The following is a 21,882-nucleotide window of genomic DNA, read 5'->3' on the forward strand; positions in this document are numbered from 1 at the left end:
ATGCGCCCAATTCGAGCATGCCAAGGCACATCTGACTCCCGCTCCGGCGCCCTGAGCTCCCCCTTGGGGACATTTCTACTTTGGAGAGCAGGGGACATTTCTATTTAGCGTTGACAGTGCCAGCTGAACAACTCAGGTTGGCGCCAACGCCGCCGTCACCTTCAACACTTCATCCACCGTCGTCACGCCCTCGACCACCTTCATCGCTCCCGCGATCCGCAAGGGCTTCATCCCCTCCGCCACGCTCTGTTGGCGCAGCTTCTGGATATCGCCAGATTCCCGCACGATGCGCGCGAATCCTTCGCTGACCGTCAACAGTTCATAGATACCAACCCTGCCGCGATACCCGGTCTGGCGGCACTCCGGGCAGCCGATCGGCCGGTACACAAGCGCAGGCTTCGGAATATTCCAGGCCCCACCAATGCCCTGCCACACTTCATCACTGATCTCGCCCCCAGGCGCCTTGCAGTCAGGGCAGAGGGTGCGCACGAGTCGCTGCGCCATCACGCCGATCAAGGTCGCTTCCAGCAGATAATCCGGAACGCCCAGTTCGAGCAAACGCACCACCGCAGCCGGCGCGTCATTCGTATGCAGCGTCGAAAACACCAAATGCCCGGTCAGCGCCGCCTGGATCGCCATCTCCGCCGTCTGCAGATCGCGGATCTCGCCGACCATGATGATGTCCGGATCCTGCCGCATCAGCGCGCGCACGCCATCGGCAAACGACAGGTCGATTCCCGGCTGCACCTGCATCTGGTTGAATGCGGCTTCCACCATTTCGATTGGATCTTCGACTGTGCAGACATTTACCTCGCTAGTGGCCAGCGCCTTGAGCGTCGTGTACAGCGTGGTGGTCTTGCCCGATCCGGTCGGCCCGGTGACGAGGATGATTCCATGCGGCCGGCTGGTCAGCGCATCCCAGCGCTGCGCATCCTCAGGCGGGAATCCCAGCTCCGGCAAGGTCTTGACCACGACTTCCGGATCGAAAATCCGCATGACCAGCTTTTCGCCGAATGCCGTCGGTAATGTCGATAAACGCAGCTCGACTTCCTGGCCGCCGGCGGTGCGTGTTTTGATGCGTCCATCCTGGGGCCGGCGCTTTTCGATGACGTCCATGCGGCCCAGCAGCTTGATTCGGGCCGTCATCGCAATCATGACCACGGCGGGCACCTGGTAGACCTGGTGCAGCACGCCGTCGATGCGAAAGCGGATAACCGCAAACTCGCGCTTCGGCTCCAGGTGGATATCCGAAGCGCGCTGCTCGAAGGCGTAACTCCACAGCCAGTCCACGATATTGACGATGTGCTGGTCGTTCGCATCGAACTGCTTGTTCGATTTGCCCAGTTCGACCAGCTGCTCGAAGTTGTTCCGCATTGCCAGGTCTTGCCCGGTGTGGCGGTTGGCGTCGCGGATCGTCTTGGCCAGGCTGAAGAACTGCGAAATGTACTGGGAGATGTCGAGCGGATTGGCCAGCACCAGTTCGATCTTGCGGCGCGAGGTTTTGGCAATCTCCGCTTCCCATTCGATATTCGCCGGGTCGGCGGTCGCCACGACCAGCGTCGAGCCGGTCATTTCCACCGGCAGGATATTGAAGCGCGCCGCATAGCTGGCCGACATCACGTCCGCCACCTTGGTGAAGTCGATTTTGAGCGGGTCGATGCGGATGAAGGGCAGGCCGACCTTGGCCGCGCACCATTCGGTGAGCGCGTCGAGCGTCAGGAGGCGGTGCGGCGGCTGGGCGGACACCAGCTTGCACTGGGCTGCGGCGGTGAGGGGATGCATGGAGCCGACGGCATTCTTCAGGATGCCCTGTGCCTGGGCGAACTGCGCCTTGACGCCTTCCTTGGTGACGATGCCGTCCGCCAGCAGCCACGAGAAGATGGACTGCAGGTCGAGCGCCCGCAGGCGCGGCGCCTTGGCGGTCGATGGGACGGCATGCGTATTCACGGTCGGCTCCCGGTGGAAAACGTTCAGTCGGCGGCGAAGATGCCCTTGATCCAGGACTTGGCCGGCAGCTTGGTGGCGGCCACGATCTGCGCCGCGCGGGCAGCCAGGACTTCGTGATCCAATTGGGGACGGTCGCGGAAGCACAGTGCGACGACGTTGCCGTCATGGACCTCCGGCAGGCAGATCACGTGGTCGAACGCGAACTTCATGGCCTTGATGTTCTTGGCAAAACTCGGATGGTCGCCGAACAGGTTGACCGTCATGATGCCGCCTTCAGCAAGACAGTCGTTGCAGGCCTGGTAGAACTCGGGCGTATCGAGCACGGGGCCGCGCGCGGTGGCGTCGTAGAGGTCGCATTGCAGGACATCGAAGGCGCCATGGTTGGCGGGATCGTGCACGAAGTCCATGGCGTCCGCCATCAGGACCGACAGCCGCTCGTCGTTTTCCGGCAGCTTGAACATCGACGCGCAGATGCCGATCACCGATTCATTGAGCTCGACGGCAGTCACGGACGCTTGCGGGAACTGGCGGTAGCAGAATTTGGTCAAGGTACCAGCACCCAGTCCCAATTGGGCGATCGCGCGCGGCGATTCGATGAACAGCATCCAGGCCATCATCTGCTGGGCGTACTCGAGTTCCGGCCAGTCGGGTTTGCGCAGGCGCATCGCGCCTTGCACCCATTCGGTGCCGAAGTGCAGATAGCGGACGCCATCCTGTTCGGACAAGGTGACGGGAGCGAACTTGGGCTTGCGCGCGGGGCGGCGCGAGGATTCGGCCTGTTCGATGGATTTGCGTTTGATGAGCATAGGGCGACCTGGTTGAATCGCCCTATTATCGGGGGAGGGGTTCCCGCAGCGCAAGCACGGAAACCCCGGGGGAGGCATTCAAGGCCGGCACGGGGGCCGGCACCCGATCAATACGCGTCGAGCGGCTGGACCGAGACGCGCAGGCGCACGCGGTTGCCCGGGTCGCGGCTCATCAGCGAGGTATAGGTCTGGCCGCGGTATTCATAGGTCACGTCGTAGCCGTTGGTACGCGACTCGTAGGCTTCCACGTTGCGGCACTGGCGCACGGCCTGTTCCTGCACGCCTTGCGGGCGGTTGTTGTTTTCCGCGCGGTCGCCGACCATGGCGCCGGCGATGGCGCCTGCCGCCGTGGCCGCCACGCGGCCGCTGCCGCTGCCGACCTGGTTACCCAGCAGGCCGCCGACGATACCGCCGACGATTCCGCCGCCAGCGCCGCGTTCCTGCTGGACCGGCACCTGCACGTAATCGGTGCGGCATTCCTGGCGCGGCATGCGGATCTGTTCCACGCGCGGCTGCACACGCACCACGCGGCCGAAGTCTTCGAAGTCGGTGCCTTGCGCTTGAGCCAACGGCAGCGCGGCAAGGCCGATGGCGGCAATTATCAGTTTGGCTTGGATGTTCATATTGTACCTCGTAGTCGGAGTGGGCAGGCCCGGCAGATGGGAAATGGCCGGACTTTCATACTTCATATGGTAATCCCGCGCGAAGGAAGCGTCCGATCCCGGTGGCAACAAAATGTAACAGCGGCGCAAGCTCGCCGAGGCTCCCGCCAGAATGGCAGAGCTGCCGGAGCAGGGCGTACAGAGCGGTATCGGCGCCTACCAATTCTTACAAAGTCGATTCCTGGAATCACATTTGGGTTGCTTCCAATACCACAAAACGTTACCCTTACACAAATCAGGGACTTTTATTGGCGTTTGGAAACGAAAGCAGGAGAAAACAGCGACGCATGCCAACCGTCGCGGCGTGACGCTTGAGCGAACATGTTACCGACCTGGTCAACTTGAGGAAAAAATGAGTTTGTTGATGAGAGTGCCGCCCAATCTTGTGCAATCGATCCGCGCCTTCCGCGTTGTCGAGCTGCAGCAGGAGGCTGCGCGCCTGGGTCAGCACTTCCTGTATGCACATTGCGCCAATACCCTGACCAAGCAACAGGTCTGCTCGCGCATCGGCGAAAACTTTTATTTCCCCAAACCCTGCAGCAAGAATTTCGATGCACTGCGCAAGTGCCTGACCGAGACGGTGGCTGAAGCCGGCCCGCAGCCGGGCTTCCTTGTGGTGCTGGAACAACTGCCGAGCGCCCAGAAATTCGACAAGGAAGCACGCGAGAACCTGCTCGACGTCTTCCGCGATGCGGCCGAGTTCTGGGCCGAAAAGAAGGTCCCGTTCCGGGTATTCTACTCTTTCGCCATTCCTGCATAAGCGCCGGCCCATCGCCCGCTTACCCGGGTTGCCCCCCTGCCTTACGGTACAATGCGGGGTATGAAAAATATTGTGATCCTCATTTCCGGCCGCGGCAGCAACATGGAAGCGGTCGTGCGCGCAGCGGAAAACGAAGGGTGGCCGGCCCGTATTGCAGCAGTAATCAGCAATAAACCGGAAGCAAAAGGCCTGGAATTTGCCCAGTCCCGCGGTATCCCGACGGCCGTCGTGGCCAATAAAGATTTCGCCAGCCGCGCCGAGTTCGATGCGGCGCTGCAGGAAACGATCGATCGCTACACTCCCGACCTCGTGCTGCTCGCCGGCTTCATGCGCATCCTGACTGCGCCTTTCGTTGGGCATTACGAAGGGCGCATGCTGAATATCCATCCGTCGCTGCTGCCGCTGTTCCCGGGGCTCGGCACGCATCAGCAGGCACTCGATGCCGGTGAAACCGAGCATGGCGCGACCGTCCATTTTGTTACGGCCGAGCTCGATCATGGCCCGGTGGTGGCGCAGGCACGCGTGCCGGTGCTGCCGGACGACACCGAAGACACGCTGTCCGCCCGCGTGCTCGTCGAGGAACACAAGTTGTATCCCCATGCGGTGCGCCTGTTCGTCGAAGACAGGCTCAGTATTAATAAGGGCGAAGTGCGCATTGCAACGCAAGCGCCCGCCGAAACCCCAAGCATTTAACCAAGGAACACCATGAGATTGCCACCAGCAATCCTCGGCAATACGGAAGAAGTATTGCGTGAGGTACTGCGCTTTATGTCGCCGGCCGACGTCACCCTGTCGCGTTACTTCAAGGACCACCCGCGTTTCGGTGGCCGCGAGCGCGGCGTCATCGCCGAAGCCGTCTATGCGGTGCTGCGTAACAAATCCTTCTTCACCGATTTCGCCGGCGCCGGCAATACCCCGTCGATGCGCAAGCTGGCCCTGCTGGGCCTGGCTGAAACCGCGGGCATCGATGCCCTTGGCGGCCTGAGCGAGGACGAGACCCATTTCCTCACCCGCATCAAGGAAGTCGACCGCAGCCTGTTGCCGCCACAGATGCAGGCCAACCTGCCGACCTGGCTGTACGACAAGTTCGTCGCCCAATATGGCGAGAAGGAAACGCTGGAACTGGCCGCCGCGCTCAACACCCCGGCGCCGCTCGACCTGCGCGTGAATTCGATCAAGTCCAACCGCGACGACGTCATGGCCGAACTGGCCAAGGCGCCGATCGCCGCCGAGCCGATGCCTTACGCTCCGCTGGGCCTGCGCGTGCTGAAAAAGCCTGCGCTGCAAAACCTGCCGCTGTTCAAGGACGGCGCCATCGAAGTGCAGGACGAGGGCAGCCAGGTGCTGTCCCAGATCGTCGGCGCGCGCCGCGGCGAGATGGTGGTCGACTTCTGCGCGGGCGCCGGCGGCAAGACGCTGGCACTGGGCGCGACCATGCGCAATACCGGCCGCCTGTATGCCTTCGATGTGTCCGAAAAACGCCTCGCCAAGCTCAAACCGCGCATGGCGCGCAGCGGGCTGTCGAACGTGCATCCGGTTCTGATCGCGCACGAGCGCGACGCCAAGATCAAGCGCCTGGCCGGCAAGATCGACCGCGTGCTGGTCGATGCACCGTGCAGCGGCATGGGCACCCTGCGCCGCAACCCGGACGTGAAATGGCGCCAGCGCCCTGAAGCCATCGGCGAGATGCAGGAAAAGCAGGCCGCGATCCTGGACGGCGCGGCGCGCCTGCTCAAGGGCGGCGGCCGCCTGGTGTATGCCACCTGCAGCCTGCTGGACGAAGAGAACGACTTCATCGTCGAGCAATTCCTGGGCAGCCACCCGGACTTTGAGCTGGTCCCGATGAGCAAAGTCCTGGCCGAGCAGAAGATCCCGCTCGAGATGGGCGATTACCTCAAGATGCTGCCGCACAAGCACCAGACCGACGGCTTCTTCGCTGCCGTGCTGGAGCGCAAGGCCAAGGCCAAACCGGAGCCAGTTGCGAAGGCCGACGCCGACGCTACCGAGGAAGCATCCGGTAGCTCCGACGCCTGAGGCCGCGGGCATGCCGCTCCAGCAATTGCTGGCCGACCTGCTCGGCGACATCCCCAAGCCTGCCATCCTGTGGCAGGCGCTTGCCATCGTCCTGTGCGTGGCGGCCGGCTGGGGCCTGGCGCGGCTGATCCACCGCTCGTGGTTGCAGAACCACCAGCATACCGGCCTGATCGGCCTTGGGATGGGCAGCTTCGGCCGGGTGCTGGGGCCGCTCCTGATCCTCGGTTTCCTGATGGTGACGCGCGCCGCGATGGCGGGCTACCAGAGCGTGCACCTGCTCGACGTCGCGGTGCCGCTGGCCTCGTCGCTGGCGGTCATCCGCACCTTCTTCTACCTGCTGCGGCGCGTGTTCGCACGGCGCGGACAGCTGGGCGAGGCCCTGCAAACCTTCGAAAAAATCTTCGCACTGATCGTCTGGCTCGGCGTGGCGCTGCACATCATGGGCGTGCTGCCGGATGTGATCCGCTTCTTCGAGCGCACCTATCTGCCGATTGGCAAACATCATCTGAAGCTGTCCGACCTGGTCGAAGGCGTAGTGTCGATCGTGGTGCTGATGATGCTGGCGCTGTGGGCGGGCGCCGCGCTGGAAGAGCGCCTGATGCGGGTCGACCGCATGCACAGCTCGCTCAAAGTCGTGCTGGCGCGCATGAGCCGCGCCGTGCTGATCCTGGTGGCGGTGCTGTTCAGCCTGTCGCTCGCCGGGCTCGACCTGACCGTGCTGTCGGTGTTCGGCGGGGCGCTGGGCGTGGGCCTGGGCCTGGGCATGCAGCGCATCGCCAGCAATTACGTGTCCGGCTTCATCATTTTGCTGGAACGCAGCCTGACCATCGGCGACCCGATCACCATCGACAAATACTCGGGCAAGGTCGCGCGCATCAATACGCGCTATACCGTGCTGAGGAGCACAGACGGCACCCAGACCCTGTTGCCGAACGAGATGCTGATCACCGGCGTGGTGCTGAACCAGTCGGCCTTCAACCGCAACGTGCGCGCGACTACCCGTCTGACCGTGTCCTACGACAGCGATCTGTCGAGCGTCATGCCACTGTTGCAACTACAGCCGCAAGGCGTCGCCCGCGTGCTGGAAGACCCGGCGCCGGACGTCCTGCTCAATGCCTTCGGGGCCGACGGCTACGAGCTGGAAATCGGCTTCTGGCTGGCCGATCCGGAAAACGGGCAGGGCGGTCCCATTTCGGACGTCAACAAGAAAATTTATGCTTTGGTAAAGGCCGGGGCGATAAAACTTGGTCATCCGTCCATGGATACCCGCTTACTCGATGCGCATATCACATCAGTTGTGGCGCGCAGCCCTGTTTAAGGTGAATTAAGGCATGCACGCGTGCCGTGTGTCACTAGAACCGCGTAAAATGTGCGCTTGCAGGCTGCCGCGTCAAGGGAGCCCAGGCAATTTCTTGGAGACTCAATGGATTTCTTTAGTAGCGAACCCGTGCAAGCCGTGCTGCAGTTCATGTCCACCGGCCTGCTTGACTTCACCGGATGGCAAGTGTTCTTTGCCACGCTGGGGCTGACGCACATCACGATCGCCGCCGTGACGATCTACCTGCACCGTCACCAGGCGCACCGCGCGCTGGAACTGCACGCGATCCCGAGCCATTTCTTCCGCTTCTGGCTGTGGCTGACCACGGGTCAGGTCACCAAGGAATGGGCCTCGATCCACCGCAAGCACCACGCCAAGTGCGATACCGAAGAAGATCCGCACAGCCCGCAGACCCGCGGCATCCGCAAGGTGCTGTTCGAAGGCGCCGAGCTGTACCGCGCCGAGAGCAAGGTCAAGGAAACCATGGAGAAGTATGGCCACGGTACGCCGGACGACTGGATCGAACGCAACCTGTACACCAAGCACAGCGCCATGGGCATCGTGCTGATGCTGTTCATTAACGTCGCGCTGTTCGGCATCGTCGGTATTTCGGTCTGGGCCGTGCAGATGATGTGGATCCCGATCACCGCCGCCGGCATCATCAACGGCATCGGCCACTATTGGGGCTACCGCAACTACGACTGCAGCGATGCGGCGACCAACATCATCCCGTTCGGCATCCTGATCGGTGGCGAAGAGCTGCACAACAACCACCACACCTTTGCCACCTCGGCCAAGCTGTCGAGCAAGTGGTACGAGTTCGACCTGGGCTGGGGCTATATCCGCATCCTGGAAACGCTGCGCCTGGCCAAGGTGAAGAAGGTCGCGCCGAAGCCGGAATTCGCCAAGGACAAGCTGGTGGCCGACCTCGACACCCTGCAATCGGTGATCGCCAACCGCTACGACGTGATGGCGAAATATGCGCTGTCGGTGCGCCATGCCTTCCGCGAGGAATTCGAGCACCTCAAGCACAAGGCCGAGCTGGAGACCCGCTTCCTGAAGAGCTCGCGCAAGCTGATGCAGCGCGAGCCGGCCAAGCTGGAATCGTCGCAGAAGCAGCAATTGGTTGAGCTGTTCGAGCACAGCAAGGCGTTGGAAACCATGCACCAGATGCGCGTGGAACTGGGCGCGATCTGGGAGCGTTCGCACGCGACCCGCGACCAGCTGCTGCAGCAACTGCAGGACTGGTGCGCACGTGCCGAGGCCTCGGGCATCAAGTCGCTGCAGGAGTTCTCGCTGCGCCTGCGCAGCTACGCGTAACAGGCTTTTGGCGGCATACCAAAAAAGCTCCTTCGGGAGCTTTTTTTACGTCGGCGCCCGCGCAGGCGCACAAATAAAAAAGCCGCCCGTTTGAGGCGGGCGGCTTTCTCGGGAGAAGCAAGATCGATTACTTGATCTTGGTTTCCTTGTAGATCACGTGCTTACGTGCTTTAGGGTCGAATTTGGTGATTTCCATTTTCGCCGGCATCGTGCGCTTGTTCTTGGTGGTGGTGTAGAAGTGACCGGTACCTGCGGTCGATTCCAGCTTGATTTTGTCGCGGCCAGTTTTTGCCATGATAGCTCCCTAATTAAACTTTTTCGCCACGGGCACGCATGTCGGCCAGCACGACATCGATGCCGAGCTTGTCGATCACGCGCAGACCGGCGTTGGACAAACGCAGGGAGACCCAGCGATTTTCCGATTCCACGTAGATGCGACGGTTCTGCAGGTTAGGCAGGAAGCGACGCTTGGTTTTGTTGTTAGCGTGGGAGACGTTGTTGCCAACCATCACACCCTTGCCGGTAACTTGGCAGACACGTGCCATAGTGCACTCCTTAAATAATATTCCGGACTGGAAAAACGAGAGTATAGCGCGAAAACCAACGCCAAATCAATCACTTGCAGAAAACAATTGTGTCTTTTGGTAGTTAATGGATTTAACAATTGCTGTTGAGTGAGCTAAAGCCCTGTTTACACGCCGTAAACTGTTCACAACTGTCCATGTTCGGCGAAGGAATGCACCTGTGTGCCCGCGACCACAAAATGGTCCAGCACCCGGATATCGACGAGCGCCAGCGCCTGCACCAGGCTCGCGGTGAGGCGCAGGTCGGCGCTGCTGGGCTCGGGCTCGCCGGACGGGTGGTTGTGCGCCAGGATGACGGCCGCGGCATTTCGCCTGAGCGCTGCCTTGACGACCTCGCGCGGATAGACGCTGGTATGGGTGAGCGTGCCGCGGAACATTTCTTCGTAATTAATGAGGCGATTCTTCACGTCCACGAACAGCACCAGGAAGGATTCGTAGGGCTGCAGGGCGAACTGGTTGCGCAGGTAGGTCCGCACGGCGTCCGGCGAGCACAGGGCCTCGCGCTCGAAATTCTCGGCCACCGCGCGGCGGGTGAGCTCGATGGCGGCCTGCAGCTGGGCGTACTTGGCCGGGCCCAGGCCGTGCAACTGCCCGAACTCGCCCGCAGTCGCGTGCAGCAGCCGGTGCAGCGAACCGAAATGGTCCAGCATGTCGCGCGCCAGGGCGACGGCGCTCTTGCCCGCCACGCCCACGCGCAGGAAGATCGCCAGCAGTTCGGTGTCCGACAGCGCGCCCGCGCCGGCGCTCATCAGGCGTTCGCGGGGGCGTTGCTGCTCCGGCCAATCACAAATTCCCATGTCTGATCCTTGCCATAAAAGAGGGCGGCCTGCGGCGCGGAAGCCCGGCCGTGCCTGAGTAGCGGTAAAATAGCGGTTTGCCTGCAACAGGCCTGCCTGTTACCACAAACGAACATGTCCAACGTCCCGTCGTCCCCATCCGCTGCTGTCGTCAACGACGCGTCCTACCTGACCCTGCATTATCGGCTTGCCACCGCCGACGGTACTGATCTGATCACTACCTTTGCCGGCAACCCGGCCACCTTGATGCTGGGCCAGGGACAGCTGGCACCGTTCCTCGAGCAACGCCTGATCGGCCTGGCGGAAGGCGTGCACCAGACCTTCGAGCTGAGCGCGGCGGATGCCTTCGGCGAGCGCAATCCCGAGCTGATCCAGTCGGTGTCGAAGGCCTTGCTGGCCGAGAATTCGGTGCCGGACGCCGACTACAAGGTAGGCGAGCTGATCGAGTTCAACGCACCCAAGGGCGGCCGCTTCGCCGGTATGCTGCTGGAAATGCGCGACACGTCCGCGCTGTTCGACTTCAACCACCCGCTGGCCGGCCAGGCCCTGCAATTCGAAGTAAAACTGATTTCGGTGCTGTAACACAGGACACGCCATGGAAAACGAAATTCTGCTAGCCCAGCCGCGCGGCTTCTGCGCCGGCGTGGACCGCGCCATCGAGATCGTCGAGCGCGCACTGCGCCAGTTCGGCGCCCCGATCTATGTGCGCCACGAGATCGTGCACAACGCCTATGTGGTCGAAGACCTGCGCAACAAGGGCGCGATCTTCATCGAGGACCTCGATGACGTCCCGGCCGGCAACACACTGGTGTTCTCCGCGCACGGCGTCTCGAAGGCCGTGCGCGCCGAGGCGGAGTCGCGGGGTCTCACCATTTTCGACGCGACCTGTCCGCTGGTGACCAAGGTCCACGTCGAAGTGGCCAAGATGCGCCGCCAGGGATGCGAGATCGTCATGATCGGCCACGACGGCCATCCGGAAGTCGAAGGCACCATGGGCCAGGCCGAAGAAGGCATGCACCTGGTCGAGACGGTGGGCGACGTCGCCACCCTGCAGGTGAACAACCCGGACCAGCTGGCCTATGTCTCGCAGACCACGCTGTCGGTCGACGACACCGCCGAGATCATCGAAGCGCTCAAGGCACGCTTCCCGAACATCATCGAGCCGAAAAAAGGCGACATCTGCTACGCCACCACCAACCGCCAGGAAGCCGTCAAATTCCTCGCGCCCCAGGTGGAAGTCGTGGTCGTCGTCGGCAGCCCGAACAGCTCGAACTCGAACCGCCTGCGCGAAGTGGCCGACAAGATGGGCACCCCGGCCTATATGGTCGACAACGCGGCCGCCATCGATCCGCAGTGGATCGCCGGCAAGAAGCGTATCGGCGTCACTGCCGGCGCGTCGGCGCCGGAAGTGCTGGTGCAGGCCGTGATCGACCGCCTCAAGGAACTCGGCGCGGCCAGCGTGCGCGCGCTCGAGGGCGTGGAAGAGAATGTCGTGTTCCCGCTGCCGAAGGGCCTGGACGGGGCACGGCCGGTGCAGGGATAATTTTTTCGGAACCGTGCATTTCGGCTGCCGGTTTTCACATTGCCAAGTTATGATGACAGCGCTCGGAATCGTCGTCATAGACAAGGCAAGCATGCGATAGCACGGCCATGAGCGGCACTGCGGGTTTCCCGGAGTGCCGCTTTTCGTTAGCCGGCTCGGATTTTGGAAACCAGACAAGCGAAACGATGGAAACCTTCATTCAACAAATACTCAACGGCCTGGTATTGGGCAGCATGTACGCCCTGGTCGCCCTGGGCTACACCATGGTGTACGGGGTGCTCAACCTGATCAACTTCGCCCATGGCGACGTCCTGATGATCGGCGCGATGGTCGGCCTGAGCCTCTTGAAGCTGCTCGACGCATACGCCCCCGGCCTGCCGGGCTACCTGCAGCTGGCCATCGCCATCCTCGGTGCGATTCCGGTGGCCATGCTGGTGAATATCCTGATCGAGCGCGTGGCCTACCGCCGCCTGCGCAACGCGCCGCGCCTGGCGCCCCTGATCACCGCGATCGGCGTGTCGATCCTGCTGCAGACCTTCGCCATGATGATCTGGGGCCGCAGCCCGCTGCCGTTCCCGCAGCTGCTCTCGCCGGAGCCGATCAACGTGGGCGGCGCCCTGATTTCGCAAACCCAGGTGCTGCTGCTGGTGCTGGCCGCGATCGCGATGGTCGGCCTGGTGCTGCTGGTCGAGCGTACCCGGATGGGCCGCGCGATGCGCGCCGTGGCCGAGAACCCGCGCGTGGCCGGGCTGATGGGCGTGGATTCGAACCGCGTGATCGTCGCCACCTTTGCCATCGGCGCCGCGCTGGCGGCGGTGGCCGGCGTGATGTGGGGCGCGAACTACGCCTCGATCACCTTCACCATGGGCGTGCTGCCCGGGATGAAGGCCTTCTGCGCCGCGGTGCTGGGCGGGATCGGGAACATCTACGGCGCCATGATCGGCGGCATCCTGCTGGGCATTATCGAGGCGCTGGGCGCCGGCTACATCGGCGACCTGACCGGCGGCTTCCTGGGCAGCCACTACCAGGACATCTTCGCCTTCGTCGTGCTGATCCTCGTGCTCACCCTGCGTCCGTCCGGCATCATGGGCGAGCGCGTGGCCGACCGCGCCTAGAAAACAAGGAGACAGACACCATGGCACTCCTGACTTTCGACCTCCAGCACAAGCCGCGCCAGGCCCGTGCAAGCATGGCCGCCGTGCTGGCGCTGATGCTGGTCTTCCCCTTCGTCGCTTCCCAGTTCGGCAACTCCTGGGTGCGCATCATCGACATCGCGCTGCTGTACATCATGCTGGCCCTGGGCCTGAACATCGTGGTCGGTTTTGCCGGCCTGCTCGACCTGGGGTATATCGCCTTCTTCGCGGTCGGCGCCTACCTGGTCGGTTTGTTTTCGTCGCCCCAGTTCGCGGCGCTGCTCGAATCGGTCATCTATTATTCGCCCGCGCTGGGCGAAGCCCTGGTTGCCTTCTTCGGGCCCGAGATCCAGCAAAACGGCATCCACCTGTCGGTATGGGCGATCGTGCCGCTGGCGGGCCTGGTGGCGGGCCTGGCCGGCGCGCTGCTGGGCGCCCCGACCCTGAAGCTGCGCGGCGACTACCTGGCCATCGTGACGCTGGGCTTCGGCGAGATCATCCGCATCTTCATGAACAACCTGAACGACCCGATCAACTTCACCAACGGACCGCAAGGGATCAACATGATCGACCCGATCCGCGTGTTCGGGGTGTCGCTGGCGGGGGAAGCCGGTTCGCAGGCCACCGTGCATATCGGCGGTTTTTCCATGCCCTCGGTGAACGCCTATTATTTCCTGTTCCTGGGCCTGACCATCGCCACCATTTTTATTACCAGCCGCCTGCAGCATTCGCGCCTGGGCCGGGCCTGGGTGGCGATCCGCGAGGACGAAATCGCGGCCAAGGCGATGGGCATCAACACCCGCAACGTCAAGCTGCTCGCCTTTGCCATGGGCGCGAGTTTCGGCGGCGTGGCCGGCGCAATGTTCGGCGCCTTCCAGGGCTTCGTCTCGCCCGAATCCTTCTCGCTGACCGAATCGATCGCGGTGCTGGCGATGGTGGTGCTGGGCGGGATCGGCCACATCCCCGGTGTCGTGCTGGGCGGCGTGCTATTGGCTGCTCTGCCGGAAGTGCTGCGCCACGTGGTGGAACCGGCCCAGCAGGCGCTGTTCGGCACCGTCGTGATCGAGGCCGAGGTGCTGCGCCAGCTGCTGTATGGCCTGGCGCTGGTGCTGATCATGCTGGTCAATCCGGCCGGCCTGTGGCCCTCGCCGAACAAGGAAGAGCGCCCGAATGCGGCGCTGGCCCATGACGAGGAAGAGGGAGCGAAAGCATGAGCGACCTGATCCTGAACATCGCCGGCGTCAATAAACGCTTCGGCGGGCTGCAGGCGCTGACCGATGTCGGCATCCGCATCGAGCGCGGCCAGATCTACGGCCTGATCGGCCCGAACGGCGCCGGCAAGACCACCTTCTTCAACGTGATCACGGGCCTGTACCAGCCCGACAGCGGCAGCTTCGAGCTGGGCGGCAAACCGTATTCGCCTTCGGCTCCGCATGAAGTGGCCAGGGCTGGCATCGCACGCACCTTCCAGAACATCCGCCTGTTCGGCGAGATGAGCGCGCTGGAGAACGTGATGGTGGGCCGCCACGTGCGCACCCGCCAGGGCGTGCTGGGCGCGATCTTCCGCCACAAGGCCGCGCGCCTGGAGGAAGCGGCGATCCGCGTGCGCGCCCAGGAGCTGCTCGATTTCGTGGGCATCGGCCAGTTTGCCGGCCGCACCGCCAAATACCTGTCCTACGGCGACCAGCGCCGCCTCGAGATCGCGCGTGCACTGGCGACCGACCCGCAACTGCTGGCGCTCGATGAACCCGCTGCCGGCATGAACGCCACCGAAAAACTGGGGCTGCGTGAGCTGCTGGTGAAGATCAAGGCAGAGGGCAAGACCGTGCTGCTGATCGAACACGACGTCAAGCTGATGATGGGCCTGTGCGACCGCATGACGGTGCTCGAATATGGCAAGCAGATCGCGGAAGGGGTGCCCGCCGAGATCCAGAAGAACGAAGCCGTAATCAAGGCTTACCTGGGAGGTGCTCACTGATGAGCGAGAACATCCTGAAAGTATCCGGCCTGAAGGTCGCCTACGGCGGCATCAAGGCGGTCAAGGGCGTGGACCTGGAAGTGAGCAAGGGCGAGCTGGTAACCCTGATCGGCGCCAATGGCGCCGGCAAGACCACCACCCTCAAGGCCATCACCGGCACCCTCCCGGCCTGCAAGGTCGAAGGCGAGATTTCCTACCTGGGCAAGTCGCTCAAGGGCACGCAATCGTTCCGCATGGTGCAGCAGAAGCTGGCCATGGTCCCGGAAGGGCGGGGCGTCTTCACCCGCATGACGATCCACGAGAACCTGCAGATGGGCGCCTTCACGCGCATTGATGCTGCGGGAATCGCGCTGGACATCGAGAAGTGGTACGGCGTGTTCCCGCGCCTGAAGGAGCGCTCCGGCCAGCTGGCCGGCACCCTGTCCGGCGGCGAGCAGCAGATGCTGGCCATGGCGCGCGCCTTGATGAGCCATCCGACCCTGCTGCTGCTCGATGAACCCTCGATGGGCCTGTCGCCGATCATGGTCGAGAAGATCTTCGAAGTGATCCGCGACGTGTCGCAGCAGGGGATCACGATTTTGCTGGTGGAGCAGAATGCCAAGCTGGCATTGCAGGCGGCGCACCGCGGCTATGTGATGGAGTCGGGGCTGGTGACCATGACGGGCAATGCAGGGGAGATGCTCAACGATCCGCGGGTGCAGGCGGCGTATCTGGGCGAATAGCCGGCACGGCGTTAACGTAAAAAAGCCGGAACGTCACCGTCCCGGCTTTTTCATTTGACCAAGCGCAGCTTAGGCGGCGGCAGCGCCCGTCGCGGTTGCAGTAGCCTTGCGAGCAGTTGCCGAAAATTGGTTCACGGCGGCGCTCACGTTGGTTTCGATGGCTTCAGCAGCCTGCTTGCTGGTCTTGCTGAACTGCTCGTAGCCGGCGTTGGCGTTGCTGATCGCGGTCTTGACGGCGGCGACGAAGTTTTCCGAACCGGCAGGGGCGTTCTTGCTCACTTCGTCGACCAGGGCGATGACCTTGCGGTTGGTTTCGACGATCTGGGTTTCAGCCACTTTCGAGAACTCGGCGCCGGTGCCGCTGGCGATCGATGCCAGTTCGCGGCTGTACGACATGGCCTTTTCGGCGGTCGGCTGGGCTTGCGAGGTGGTGACCGAGAAGAATTCTTGTGGGTCTTTTGCGCTCAGCAGCTGACGGGTGACGTTCTGCGACGATTCCAGCGAGGTACGGGCGGCGTTGATGTTCAGCTCGACCAGTTTTTCCATGCCTTCGAAGGTCTTGGCGGTCAGCGACGAAAACAGTGCGAACTGCGATTCGAGGTTGGCTTTGGTGGCGTTCGAGAACTGCTCAGGGATTGCAAACATGTGGATCTCCAAAATTCAAAAAGTACAAGTGGATGAAATGTTGCTATGACCGGTGAGGCAGGTTTTATTCGTTTGGTTTCGACGAAACTCTTTTTTGTGCACCGCAACAGATCGAATTTTCACCCATGTGGACGGGCGAGTCAAGCGAATTTGATGCGCTGCACCATCCGATGTGCATAAATTTCTGGAATGCATTGTTTGCAAGAAATTTCAACGATTCACGTTTGATTTATCGCAAGAAAACAGCAATCAGCTCGTCGGCCAGATGACTTGCCCGCCCATGCTAGACTAGCTGCTTGTGATTCTTTCAAGCTGCTGAGCAGCGCCTGTCATGTCGCCCGGCATTCCCACCAATGCGCCTGCTGCAGCATCTCCCTGGCTGTCGCCGGTCCCGCTGTTCTTCGTCTTCCTGTGGAGTACCGGCTTCATCGTTGCCAAGCTGGGCCTGCCCTATGCGCCGCCGCTGACCTTCCTGATCCTGCGCTGCCTCGGCGTGCTGGCCGTGCTGCTGCCGATCGTGTTGATATTCCGCGCCCCCTGGCCGCAGGGCCGGATGCTGCACGTGGCGGTGGCGGGCCTGCTGCTGCACGCCGGCTACCTCGGCGGCGTCTGGGCTGCCATCAAGATCGGCATGCCGGCCGGGCTCACGGCGCTCATCGTCGGCATGCAGCCCATCCTCACCGCCGCCGCCGCGCCGCTCATCGGCGAGCGGGTCCGCCCGCGCCAGTGGCTCGGGCTGGCGCTGGGCCTGTCGGGTGTAACGCTGGTCGTGGTGGCCAAGCTCCACCTGGCGGGCTTGAGCGCAGCCGGCCTGGCGCTGTGCGTGTTCGCGCTGCTGTGCATCACGGCGGGCACCATGTACCAGCGGCGTTATTGCCCGTCCTTCGATTTGCGCACCGGCACCGTCATCCAGTTCGCCGCCACCGTCGCGGCGCTGCTGCCCCTGGCCATCGTTCTGGAGGGCCTGGACCTGCGCCTGTCCAGCGTCGAGTGGAGCCTGGACTTCATCCTGGCCTGGCTGTGGTCGATTTTCGCGCTGTCGATCGGCGCCATCTTTTTGCTGTTCACCCTGATTCGCCGCAGCCAGGCGCTTGAGGTGACCAGCCTGCTGTACCTGACGCCGCCCACCACCGCCGTCATGGCCTGGCTGCTGTTCGGCGAGTCCTTCAGCGTCCTCGCCCTGGCCGGCATGGCGGTGGCCGTGCTCGGCGTCGCATTCGTCGTCAAAAACAAGGAGACCCCATGATTCAGAGCCCCCAGCAGGAAGCCGTCGATGCGGCCATCACGTCGCGCCGTTCGATCCGCGCTTTCCTGGACAAGCCGGTAGACCGGCTCGAGGTCGAGCGCATCCTCGACGTGGCCGCGCGCGCGCCCTCCGGCACCAACACCCAGCCGTGGAAAGTCTATGTCGTGACGGGGCAGGCGAGGCAAAGCTTGTGCAATGCCATCCTGGCCGTGAACGCCGACCCCGAACAGGCGCGCCGGCACACCGAGGAATACGCCTACTATCCGCGCGAATGGGTGTCGCCTTTCGTCGACCGCCGGCGCAAGGTGGGCTGGGACCTGTATTCGCTGCTGGGCCTCACGCGCGACAACAAGGCCGGCATGGCCGCCCAGCACGCGCGCAACTACGGCTTCTTCGATGCGCCCGTCGGCCTGATCTTTACCATCGACCGCATCCTGGAGCAGGGCTCATGGCTCGACTACGGCATGTTCTTGCAGAACATCATGGTGGCGGCGCGCGGCCGCGGCCTCGACACCTGTCCGCAGGCCGCCTTCACCCAGTATCACCGGGTGATTGCGCAACAACTGGGATTGCCGGAAAATGAAATGGTCGTGTGCGGCATGGCGCTGGGCTGGGCCGATCCGGACAAAATCGAGAATTCACTGGTGACCGAGCGCGAGAGCGCCCGGAACTTCGCCCGGTTCATGGAATAGAGGCGTCCTCCTTTCGCATCGCGGCAACAATATGTCGTTTTGTTGTCGCACGGAATTTACATTTCACTTGCGATGAGGCTTTGTTCGGCTAAACTGCATTTCGTACCTCATCAGTTTGCGTCGAAGGGTTTCCAGATGTTCAAAGTTGCATTGGCTGCCATTGTGTCGCTGCTGTTGGCCTTCCAGCCTGTCCACGCCGCCGGAGCTGGAGCTGGCGCCGGCGCCGAGAAGAGCCAGGGCGTCAAGAAAAAGCACAAGCGCACGGCCGTCGCCAAGACGCCGGCGCGCAAGAAAGCCGTCCGTGGCAAGGCACGCGGCAAACGCCAGGACCTGGCGCATGTCATCGCTGCCGACAATCGCGCGCGCATGGTGCGCCGCGTGGAAATGGTGCGCGGCAAGCGCAAGGTCACCTACCAGGTGGTGCGCCGGGCCGGCCGGGCCGTGCCGCGCATGGCTGCCTACGCTCCCCGCACCTTCGGCGACGTCGCCGGCCTGAACCACACTGCCGATTCGCTGTCGCTGCGTTCCAACGTCGCCTTCGTGCTCGACCAGGACAGCTCGGAAGTGCTGTTCGAGAAGAACGCCAACGTTGCACTGCCGATCGCCTCGATCACCAAGCTCATGACCGGCCTGGTCGTGGTGCAGGCCAACCAGGATCTCGACGAAGTACTGCGCATTACCGATGCCGATGTCGACCGCCACAAATATTCCAGCTCGCGCCTGCCGGTAGGCAGCCGCATGACGCGCCGCGAATTGCTGCACATTGCCCTGATGAGTTCGGAAAACCGCGCAGCCTCTGCGCTCGGCCGCAACTATCCGGGCGGCATCGACGCCTTTATTGCCGCCATGAACGCCAAGGCGCGCGAGCTCGGCATGAAGGACACGCGTTACGTCGATTCCAGTGGTTTGTCGAGCCGCAACGTGTCGAGCGCACGCGATTTGGCGCGACTGGTGGCCAAGGCCTATGGCGAGCCGCTGCTGCGCGAATATTCCACCACGCCGAACTCCATCGTGAATGTCAGTGGCCGCCCGACGCGCTATGCGAACACCAATTACCTGGTGGCGCTGCCGGACTGGAACATCGGCCTGCAGAAAACCGGCTTCATCAACGAAGCCGGACGCTGCCTGGTGATGCAGGCGGCGATCCACGGCCGCAGCGTGATCATGGTCTTCCTGGATTCAAAAGGGAAAATGTCGCGCACCGCCGACGCGGGCCGGGTGCGCCGCTTCCTCGAAGCACTGGCTCCCGGCAAGCTCGAAGTGCTGACGCCGGGCACCCTGGGCGGCTCGGTGACCGTCCCGGTGATGAGTGCGGCCAGCGGCGCAGTAATCAGATAGCGGGAGCAGGGCGGTAGCCGAGCGTCGACGAGATGTTTGATGCCGTCCGCACCAGGTCTTCCAGCCATTCTTCCTGCAGGCGGTCGGCCGGCGCCGAGATCGATAGGCCGGCCACCAGCTTGCCGCTGTCGTCGAAAATGCCGGCGGCCATGCAGCGCACACCCAGTTCCAGCTCTTCGTTGTCGCGCGCATAGCCGCGCGAACGCACCAGGCTCAGCTCGCGCTCGAGGCGCGCCAGGTCCGTGATCGAATTCTTGTTGTGGCCCGCCAGGCCCGTGCGGGTGGCATAGGCGCGCACGCCTTTCGGGTCGTCCACCGACAGGAACAGCTTGCCGGTCGAGGTCAGGTGCAGCGGCCCGCGCCCGCCGATCGCGCGCACCACCTGCATACCCGAGCGCTCGGAAAACGCGCGGTCGATGTAGACGATCTCGTCGCCCTGGCGCACCGACAGGTTCACCGTCTGCTGCGTTTTCTTGTGCAGGGCGCGCATGAAGTCGAGCGCCGCTTCGCGCACCGATAACCTGCTCTTGACCACATTGCCCAGTTCCAGCAGGCGCATGCCGAGGCGGTAGGTGCCCGGCTCCACGCGGTCCACGAAGCGCGTCACCACCATGTCGTTCAGGATGCGGTGGGCGGTGGAAGGGTGCAGGCCCGACACCTTGGACAATTCCTTGAGGCTGACCGGGTCGGAATAGCTGGCGAGGGCGTCGAGCAAGGCCATCATGCGGTCGATCACCTGGATCGACGTCTTGGCCGGGCTCGATGCGGCTGCCAATTCTGGTGTTTCCATTTTCATGATGTGGTTGGTGCGGTGCAGTATTGACCTTCTTTATACCATGATGTGAAACGCAGATGCAAACCGGCGGGCTTCGATGTGCAATATTGCATCGGCACGGCATAATGACAGGTCGATATTGTCATTCACCTACTCAATCAGCTTACCCACGATGGAACAACCGATCAGCGAATTCAAGACCAGGCGCGGCCTGGCACGCATTGCCGCCGCCTTCCGTAATACCTGGGATGGGCTCGCCTGGGCCTGGCGCAGCGAAGCCGCCTTCCGCCAGGAAATCATGCTCATCGTCGTGGCCACGGCGATCGCCCTGATGCTGCCGGTCTCCGGTTTCCAGAAGCTGGCCCTGATCGGCGTGCTCGTGCTGGTGCTGATCGTCGAGATCATCAACTCGGCCATCGAAGCCGTCGTCGACCGCATCTCGCTCGAGCGCCACCCGCTGTCGAAAGTCGCCAAGGACCTGGGCAGCGCCGCGGTCGCGCTCACCCTGCTGCTGGCGGTGGCGACCTGGGCCGTCGTGCTGTACAACCGCTACCTGTAGCGAGGATGGTGGCCACCGAGCAAGATCAAGGTGGCCTTGATGAGAACTGCCTATCCTTCAGCACCGCCAGCGCACAAGCAAATAACAAACTTGTCGTTTGCATCAGCGCCGTGTTTGCTTAGACTGGTGGGCAAGCTTGTAATACCGCTCAGTGCGCCCCGCAGTTTCATCACCATGGAGAGTTGAACATGACCTTACGCCTCGGCGATACCGCCCCTGACTTCGAGCAGGATTCCAGTGCCGGCAAGATCCGCTTCCACGAGTGGGCGGGCGATTCCTGGGTGGTGCTGTTCTCGCACCCGGCCGACTTCACGCCGGTCTGCACGACCGAACTGGGCCTGACCGCCAAGCTCAAGCCGGAATTCGACAAGCGCAATGTCAAGGCCATCGCCCTGTCGGTCGACCCGGCCAGCACGCACCGCGACTGGATCCGCGACATCGAGGAAACCCAGCAAACCGTGGTCGGCTTCCCGATCATTGCCGACGCCGACCACTCGGTCTCCACGCTGTACGACATGATCCACCCGGAAGCCTCGGCCACCGCCACCGTGCGTTCGCTGTTCGTGATCGACCCGGCCAAGAAGGTGCGCCTGATGATCACCTATCCGATGAGCACCGGCCGCAACTTCGACGAAGTGCTGCGCGTGATCGACGCCCTGCAACTGACCGACGGCTACACCGTGGCCACGCCGGGCAACTGGAAGGATGGCGACGACGTCATCATTCCGCTGACCGTGCAGGATCCGGCCGTGATCGAGCAGAAGTATCCGAAGGGCTATACCTCGCCGCGTCCGTACCTGCGTCTGACGCCCCAGCCGAACAAGTGATGTTGTAGGGTGGTCGGCTTCGCCGACCGCGCGGTGATAGTTGCGGCCCGAACAACCGAGCGGGCAGCAGCCCCCTGGTTTGAACGCGCGGGCGGGAGACCCGCCCACCCTTCTATGATGACTGTCAAGTGAGATTCGTAGTTTTCGTCTCTCCTGTACTTTGGTGCATTGAAGCGCTTGGTCATCTGTTCGTGAG

24 protein-coding genes are annotated in these 21,882 nt (G+C 62.9%); 16 read left to right on the top strand and 8 right to left on the bottom strand.

The features are described from left to right. Nucleotides 1-132 precede the first annotated feature (132 nt). The 3 genes from tfpB to AC56LR_RS20685 all read right to left on the bottom strand — a co-directional run bounded on the left by tfpB (nt 133) and on the right by AC56LR_RS20685 (nt 3,376). The gene (gene tfpB, locus AC56LR_RS20675) at nt 133-1,947 is read right to left on the bottom strand and encodes a type IV pilus assembly ATPase TfpB (protein ID WP_497133222.1); all 1,815 of its coding nucleotides are present in this window, start codon (nt 1,945-1,947) and stop codon (nt 133-135) included. 23 nt (nt 1,948-1,970) lie between these two features. Next, nucleotides 1,971-2,753 carry a spermine/spermidine synthase domain-containing protein gene (locus AC56LR_RS20680; protein WP_497133224.1) on the bottom strand — a complete coding sequence of 261 codons (783 nt, stop codon included), beginning with the start codon at nt 2,751-2,753 and terminating at the stop codon, nt 1,971-1,973. Between the two features lie 107 nt (nt 2,754-2,860). Beyond that, the gene (locus AC56LR_RS20685; RefSeq protein ID WP_497133225.1) at nt 2,861-3,376 is read right to left on the bottom strand and encodes a glycine zipper 2TM domain-containing protein; all 516 of its coding nucleotides are present in this window, start codon (nt 3,374-3,376) and stop codon (nt 2,861-2,863) included. A gap of 391 nt (nt 3,377-3,767) precedes the next feature. Between AC56LR_RS20685 and AC56LR_RS20690 the strand changes: the two genes are divergently transcribed. The 5 genes from AC56LR_RS20690 to AC56LR_RS20710 all read left to right on the top strand — a co-directional run bounded on the left by AC56LR_RS20690 (nt 3,768) and on the right by AC56LR_RS20710 (nt 8,847). Then, the gene (locus AC56LR_RS20690) at nt 3,768-4,175 is read left to right on the top strand and encodes a barstar family protein (RefSeq protein ID WP_497133259.1); all 408 of its coding nucleotides are present in this window, start codon (nt 3,768-3,770) and stop codon (nt 4,173-4,175) included. 60 nt (nt 4,176-4,235) lie between these two features. Next, entirely contained in the window at nt 4,236-4,868 is a 633-nt protein-coding gene (purN, locus tag AC56LR_RS20695; RefSeq protein ID WP_497133227.1) for a phosphoribosylglycinamide formyltransferase, read from the top strand. A gap of 12 nt (nt 4,869-4,880) precedes the next feature. Beyond that, complete coding sequence (locus AC56LR_RS20700; protein WP_497133228.1) at nt 4,881-6,209, top strand: RsmB/NOP family class I SAM-dependent RNA methyltransferase; 1,329 nt, start codon at nt 4,881-4,883, stop codon at nt 6,207-6,209. A gap of 10 nt (nt 6,210-6,219) precedes the next feature. Next, nucleotides 6,220-7,527, top strand: coding sequence for a mechanosensitive ion channel family protein (locus AC56LR_RS20705; protein ID WP_497133230.1), 1,308 nt, complete (start codon nt 6,220-6,222; stop codon nt 7,525-7,527). Between the two features lie 105 nt (nt 7,528-7,632). Continuing rightward, the gene (locus AC56LR_RS20710) at nt 7,633-8,847 is read left to right on the top strand and encodes a DesA family fatty acid desaturase (RefSeq protein ID WP_497133232.1); all 1,215 of its coding nucleotides are present in this window, start codon (nt 7,633-7,635) and stop codon (nt 8,845-8,847) included. 127 nt (nt 8,848-8,974) lie between these two features. Here AC56LR_RS20710 and rpmG read toward each other — a convergent pair whose 3' ends face one another. The 3 genes from rpmG to radC all read right to left on the bottom strand — a co-directional run bounded on the left by rpmG (nt 8,975) and on the right by radC (nt 10,228). Continuing rightward, nucleotides 8,975-9,142, bottom strand: a complete 168-nt coding sequence (rpmG, locus tag AC56LR_RS20715; protein WP_005665735.1) for a 50S ribosomal protein L33 — start codon at nt 9,140-9,142, stop codon at nt 8,975-8,977. A gap of 13 nt (nt 9,143-9,155) precedes the next feature. Further along, nucleotides 9,156-9,392, bottom strand: a complete 237-nt coding sequence (gene rpmB / locus AC56LR_RS20720) for a 50S ribosomal protein L28 (RefSeq protein WP_123069134.1) — start codon at nt 9,390-9,392, stop codon at nt 9,156-9,158. Between the two features lie 164 nt (nt 9,393-9,556). Further along, nucleotides 9,557-10,228, bottom strand: a complete 672-nt coding sequence (radC, locus tag AC56LR_RS20725) for a RadC family protein (protein WP_497133235.1) — start codon at nt 10,226-10,228, stop codon at nt 9,557-9,559. A gap of 114 nt (nt 10,229-10,342) precedes the next feature. On the opposite strand from radC, the gene AC56LR_RS20730 reads away from it, so the two are divergent. The 6 genes from AC56LR_RS20730 to AC56LR_RS20755 all read left to right on the top strand — a co-directional run bounded on the left by AC56LR_RS20730 (nt 10,343) and on the right by AC56LR_RS20755 (nt 15,604). Next, entirely contained in the window at nt 10,343-10,810 is a 468-nt protein-coding gene (locus tag AC56LR_RS20730) for an FKBP-type peptidyl-prolyl cis-trans isomerase (RefSeq protein WP_497133237.1), read from the top strand. Between the two features lie 13 nt (nt 10,811-10,823). After that, nucleotides 10,824-11,771: a 4-hydroxy-3-methylbut-2-enyl diphosphate reductase gene (gene ispH / locus AC56LR_RS20735; RefSeq protein WP_497133239.1), complete on the top strand. Its 948-nt coding sequence runs from the start codon at nt 10,824-10,826 to the stop codon at nt 11,769-11,771. Between the two features lie 185 nt (nt 11,772-11,956). Then, the gene (locus tag AC56LR_RS20740; protein ID WP_497133241.1) at nt 11,957-12,886 is read left to right on the top strand and encodes a branched-chain amino acid ABC transporter permease; all 930 of its coding nucleotides are present in this window, start codon (nt 11,957-11,959) and stop codon (nt 12,884-12,886) included. Between the two features lie 20 nt (nt 12,887-12,906). Beyond that, complete coding sequence (locus tag AC56LR_RS20745; protein WP_497133243.1) at nt 12,907-14,118, top strand: ABC transporter permease subunit; 1,212 nt, start codon at nt 12,907-12,909, stop codon at nt 14,116-14,118. After that, nucleotides 14,115-14,882 carry an ABC transporter ATP-binding protein gene (locus AC56LR_RS20750; RefSeq protein WP_497133244.1) on the top strand — a complete coding sequence of 256 codons (768 nt, stop codon included), beginning with the start codon at nt 14,115-14,117 and terminating at the stop codon, nt 14,880-14,882. The genes AC56LR_RS20745 and AC56LR_RS20750 overlap by 4 nt, the downstream gene beginning before the upstream one ends. After that, nucleotides 14,882-15,604 carry an ABC transporter ATP-binding protein gene (locus tag AC56LR_RS20755; protein WP_497133246.1) on the top strand — a complete coding sequence of 241 codons (723 nt, stop codon included), beginning with the start codon at nt 14,882-14,884 and terminating at the stop codon, nt 15,602-15,604. The genes AC56LR_RS20750 and AC56LR_RS20755 overlap by 1 nt, the downstream gene beginning before the upstream one ends. Before the next feature lie 69 nt (nt 15,605-15,673). On the opposite strand, the gene AC56LR_RS20760 is transcribed toward AC56LR_RS20755, so the two are convergent. Beyond that, nucleotides 15,674-16,249, bottom strand: a complete 576-nt coding sequence (locus AC56LR_RS20760) for a phasin family protein (protein ID WP_497133247.1) — start codon at nt 16,247-16,249, stop codon at nt 15,674-15,676. A 331-nt stretch (nt 16,250-16,580) separates the two neighbouring features. On the opposite strand from AC56LR_RS20760, the gene AC56LR_RS20765 reads away from it, so the two are divergent. From AC56LR_RS20765 to AC56LR_RS20775, 3 genes are all read left to right on the top strand, one after another. Beyond that, nucleotides 16,581-17,495 carry a DMT family transporter gene (locus AC56LR_RS20765; protein WP_497133249.1) on the top strand — a complete coding sequence of 305 codons (915 nt, stop codon included), beginning with the start codon at nt 16,581-16,583 and terminating at the stop codon, nt 17,493-17,495. Continuing rightward, entirely contained in the window at nt 17,492-18,187 is a 696-nt protein-coding gene (locus AC56LR_RS20770; RefSeq protein WP_497133251.1) for a nitroreductase, read from the top strand. The genes AC56LR_RS20765 and AC56LR_RS20770 overlap by 4 nt, the downstream gene beginning before the upstream one ends. A 135-nt stretch (nt 18,188-18,322) precedes the next feature. Continuing rightward, nucleotides 18,323-19,525: a serine hydrolase gene (locus AC56LR_RS20775; protein ID WP_497133253.1), complete on the top strand. Its 1,203-nt coding sequence runs from the start codon at nt 18,323-18,325 to the stop codon at nt 19,523-19,525. Here AC56LR_RS20775 and AC56LR_RS20780 read toward each other — a convergent pair. Further along, nucleotides 19,518-20,321, bottom strand: a complete 804-nt coding sequence (locus AC56LR_RS20780) for an IclR family transcriptional regulator (RefSeq protein WP_497133254.1) — start codon at nt 20,319-20,321, stop codon at nt 19,518-19,520. The genes AC56LR_RS20775 and AC56LR_RS20780 overlap by 8 nt on opposite strands. Before the next feature lie 151 nt (nt 20,322-20,472). Here AC56LR_RS20780 and AC56LR_RS20785 point away from each other — a divergent pair, with 151 nt between their 5' ends. Together AC56LR_RS20785 and AC56LR_RS20790 are read left to right on the top strand one after the other, a co-directional pair. Then, the gene (locus AC56LR_RS20785) at nt 20,473-20,859 is read left to right on the top strand and encodes a diacylglycerol kinase (RefSeq protein WP_497133256.1); all 387 of its coding nucleotides are present in this window, start codon (nt 20,473-20,475) and stop codon (nt 20,857-20,859) included. A gap of 188 nt (nt 20,860-21,047) precedes the next feature. Next, nucleotides 21,048-21,686, top strand: a complete 639-nt coding sequence (locus tag AC56LR_RS20790) for a peroxiredoxin (RefSeq protein ID WP_497133257.1) — start codon at nt 21,048-21,050, stop codon at nt 21,684-21,686. The last annotated feature ends 196 nt before the right edge of the window (nt 21,687-21,882 follow it).

This window comes from Telluria sp. ZT3P39, from assembly GCF_059685935.1.

What these genes read in the sequence shown, in the direction of transcription:
- AC56LR_RS20680 (WP_497133224.1), bottom strand. Translation starts at nt 2,753, where the DNA reads ATGCTCATCAAACGCAAATCCATCGAACAGGCCGAATCCTCGCGCCGC.
- AC56LR_RS20685 (WP_497133225.1), bottom strand. Translation starts at nt 3,376, where the DNA reads ATGAACATCCAAGCCAAACTGATAATTGCCGCCATCGGCCTTGCCGCG.
- AC56LR_RS20690 (WP_497133259.1), top strand. Translation starts at nt 3,768, where the DNA reads ATGAGTTTGTTGATGAGAGTGCCGCCCAATCTTGTGCAATCGATCCGC.
- purN (WP_497133227.1), top strand. Translation starts at nt 4,236, where the DNA reads ATGAAAAATATTGTGATCCTCATTTCCGGCCGCGGCAGCAACATGGAA.
- AC56LR_RS20700 (WP_497133228.1), top strand. Translation starts at nt 4,881, where the DNA reads ATGAGATTGCCACCAGCAATCCTCGGCAATACGGAAGAAGTATTGCGT.
- AC56LR_RS20705 (WP_497133230.1), top strand. Translation starts at nt 6,220, where the DNA reads ATGCCGCTCCAGCAATTGCTGGCCGACCTGCTCGGCGACATCCCCAAG.
- AC56LR_RS20710 (WP_497133232.1), top strand. Translation starts at nt 7,633, where the DNA reads ATGGATTTCTTTAGTAGCGAACCCGTGCAAGCCGTGCTGCAGTTCATG.
- rpmG (WP_005665735.1), bottom strand. Translation starts at nt 9,142, where the DNA reads ATGGCAAAAACTGGCCGCGACAAAATCAAGCTGGAATCGACCGCAGGT.
- rpmB (WP_123069134.1), bottom strand. Translation starts at nt 9,392, where the DNA reads ATGGCACGTGTCTGCCAAGTTACCGGCAAGGGTGTGATGGTTGGCAAC.
- radC (WP_497133235.1), bottom strand. Translation starts at nt 10,228, where the DNA reads ATGGGAATTTGTGATTGGCCGGAGCAGCAACGCCCCCGCGAACGCCTG.
- AC56LR_RS20730 (WP_497133237.1), top strand. Translation starts at nt 10,343, where the DNA reads ATGTCCAACGTCCCGTCGTCCCCATCCGCTGCTGTCGTCAACGACGCG.
- ispH (WP_497133239.1), top strand. Translation starts at nt 10,824, where the DNA reads ATGGAAAACGAAATTCTGCTAGCCCAGCCGCGCGGCTTCTGCGCCGGC.
- AC56LR_RS20740 (WP_497133241.1), top strand. Translation starts at nt 11,957, where the DNA reads ATGGAAACCTTCATTCAACAAATACTCAACGGCCTGGTATTGGGCAGC.
- AC56LR_RS20745 (WP_497133243.1), top strand. Translation starts at nt 12,907, where the DNA reads ATGGCACTCCTGACTTTCGACCTCCAGCACAAGCCGCGCCAGGCCCGT.
- AC56LR_RS20750 (WP_497133244.1), top strand. Translation starts at nt 14,115, where the DNA reads ATGAGCGACCTGATCCTGAACATCGCCGGCGTCAATAAACGCTTCGGC.
- AC56LR_RS20755 (WP_497133246.1), top strand. Translation starts at nt 14,882, where the DNA reads ATGAGCGAGAACATCCTGAAAGTATCCGGCCTGAAGGTCGCCTACGGC.
- AC56LR_RS20760 (WP_497133247.1), bottom strand. Translation starts at nt 16,249, where the DNA reads ATGTTTGCAATCCCTGAGCAGTTCTCGAACGCCACCAAAGCCAACCTC.
- AC56LR_RS20765 (WP_497133249.1), top strand. Translation starts at nt 16,581, where the DNA reads ATGTCGCCCGGCATTCCCACCAATGCGCCTGCTGCAGCATCTCCCTGG.
- AC56LR_RS20770 (WP_497133251.1), top strand. Translation starts at nt 17,492, where the DNA reads ATGATTCAGAGCCCCCAGCAGGAAGCCGTCGATGCGGCCATCACGTCG.
- AC56LR_RS20775 (WP_497133253.1), top strand. Translation starts at nt 18,323, where the DNA reads ATGTTCAAAGTTGCATTGGCTGCCATTGTGTCGCTGCTGTTGGCCTTC.
- AC56LR_RS20780 (WP_497133254.1), bottom strand. Translation starts at nt 20,321, where the DNA reads ATGAAAATGGAAACACCAGAATTGGCAGCCGCATCGAGCCCGGCCAAG.
- AC56LR_RS20785 (WP_497133256.1), top strand. Translation starts at nt 20,473, where the DNA reads ATGGAACAACCGATCAGCGAATTCAAGACCAGGCGCGGCCTGGCACGC.
- AC56LR_RS20790 (WP_497133257.1), top strand. Translation starts at nt 21,048, where the DNA reads ATGACCTTACGCCTCGGCGATACCGCCCCTGACTTCGAGCAGGATTCC.